A 2,151-nucleotide genomic window follows, 5' to 3' on the forward strand; every position below is an offset into this window, starting at 1 on the left:
CGTTTCCGCGCGGGGGGCCCCCCGGGCCGCCCCAACCCGCCCGGGGACGAGCCCCGGGCTGATTGCGTACGCCCTATTCAGTAGTCAGGCTCCATGGCCCCGGAGCCGTGCCGCGGTGGCTAGACGTTGAGCCGTGGGTCGAGGTAGTCGCGCAGCCAGTCGCCGACGGTGTTGATCCCGAGGACGGTCAGCATGATGGCGATGCCGGGGAAGGTGTACATCCACCACTGGCCGGTGAGAATGTAGTCGCGCCCGGCGGCGACCATACCGCCCCAGGTGGGCACATCCGGCGGCACGCCGAGGCCGAGGAACGACAACGAGGCCTCGGCCAGGATCGTGCTGGCGACGGCGAAGCTGGCGATGACGATGATCGAGGCGAAGGTGTTGGGCAGGATGTGCTTGACCATGATCGCGAAGTCGCGCGCGCCGATGGCGCGGGCCGCTTCGACGAACTCGGCTTGCTTCCAAGACAACACCTGCCCGCGCACGACGCGGCCGTATGTGACCCATCCGGTCACGCCGAGGGTGATGATGATCTTGTCCAATCCCTGGCCCAATACCGCCAGGATGGCGATGGCGAACAGAATGAAGGGCACCGCGAGCTGGATCTCGGCGATGCGCATGATGATGTCGTCGATCCGGCCTCCGTAGTAGCCGGAGATCAGGCCCAGCGTCACGCCGATCGCCCCGGCGATCAGCACCGCGACGATGCCGACGAGCAGCGAGATGCGCGCCCCGTAGAGGATGCGGGTGTAGATGTCGCGGCCGAGCGCGTCGGTGCCGAGCAGGTACTCCGAGCTACCGCCGCTGCTCCAGGCCGGCGGCTTCTTGCTGGCCAGGATCTCGCCCCGGCGCGGATCCAGGTCGCTGAGCACCGGTGCCGCAACCGCCGCGATGACGACGAGCACCAGCATCAGGGCGCCGAAGACGGCGAGCCGGTTCTGGAGGAGGCTGCGCAGTGCGCGCGGCATTCGCCGCCGAGTCGGTCGCGTCGCCCCGAACTCGGTCAGCGCCCCGGCACTTGCACGGCTCCCGGCCTGGACTACAGCGTCGTCGCTCTTAGCCATCCCGTAAACCCCTCATGTCCCCTGGGTTGGCAGCTCCACGCGCCCCGCCTCGTGCGGGAGCGCTACGAGTAGCGCACCCGTGGGTCGAGCACGCCGTACAGCACGTCGACCACCAGGTTGATCACGACAAACATGACCGCCACCAGCGTCACCGCGCCGACCACGACCGGAAAGTCGCGCTGCTGGATCGCGTTAATGACCAGCCGGCCGACTCCCGGCCAGGCGAACACCGTCTCGGTGATCACCGCACCGCCCAGCAGCGTGCCGAGCTCCAGGCCCAGCACGGTGACGACCGGGATCAACGCGTTCTGCAATGCGTGGCGCAGGATCACGACCCGCTCGGCCAGTCCCTTGGCGCGGGCGGTCTTGACGTACTCGAGGCCCAGCACCTCCAGCAGGCTGGAGCGCACCAGGCGCGCGGTACGCGCCAGCGTGAAGGTCGCCAGCGTGACGGCGGGCAGGATCAGGTGGCGGAGTTCACCGACCAGCGTGCCGTCGCCGCGGCCGTAGCTGGGTAACACCTTGAGCTGACCGGCGAAGATGAAGATGAGCATCACCCCGAGGAAGAAGACCGGCAGCGACTGCCCGAGGAGGGCGAAGCCCATGCTCAGGTTGTCCCAGATCGAGTTGCGCTGGGTGGCGGAGATGATGCCGACCGGGATCGCCACCACGATCGAGATGATGAACGCGGCGATGGCCAGCTCGAGCGTGGCCGGGATGCGCTCCACCACCAGCTTGAAGACCGGCTGTTTTTGCCGCAGCGAGATGCCGAAGTCGCCCCGCAGCGCGTCGCTCATGAAGTCGGCGTACTGCACGTACCAGGGTCGGTCGAAGCCCAGTTCGTGCCGGATCTGCTCGATCTCCTCCTTGGTCGCGTCGGGGCTCACCAGCAGGACCACCGGGTCGCCGGTCTTGAAGAGCACGACGAAGACCAGCAAGGTGACGCCAATGACGACGAGAATCGATTGGAGGAGACGCCGGATGATGAAACGTCCCATGGGGATTCACTTCCCGTATCGTGCGACACCCCGGTCGCAGCCTGGAATGGCCCGCGCCGCCAGACCGGCCGGAGCCGGTGCGGCGG

Annotated in this window: 2 protein-coding genes; both read right to left on the bottom strand. The window is 67.7% G+C overall.

The annotated features are described in order from the left end of the window. Nucleotides 1-119: 119 nt before the first annotated feature. Nucleotides 120-1,067, bottom strand: a complete 948-nt coding sequence (locus IRZ30_RS17075) for an ABC transporter permease (protein ID WP_294086913.1) — start codon at nt 1,065-1,067, stop codon at nt 120-122. 62 nt (nt 1,068-1,129) lie between these two features. After that, nucleotides 1,130-2,065, bottom strand: coding sequence for an ABC transporter permease (locus IRZ30_RS17080; RefSeq protein WP_294086914.1), 936 nt, complete (start codon nt 2,063-2,065; stop codon nt 1,130-1,132). Nucleotides 2,066-2,151: the final 86 nt, after the last annotated feature.

Source organism: Sphaerobacter sp. (assembly GCF_019683595.1).
In the GTDB taxonomy this organism is placed as follows: Bacteria; Chloroflexota; Chloroflexia; order Thermomicrobiales; family Thermomicrobiaceae; genus Sphaerobacter.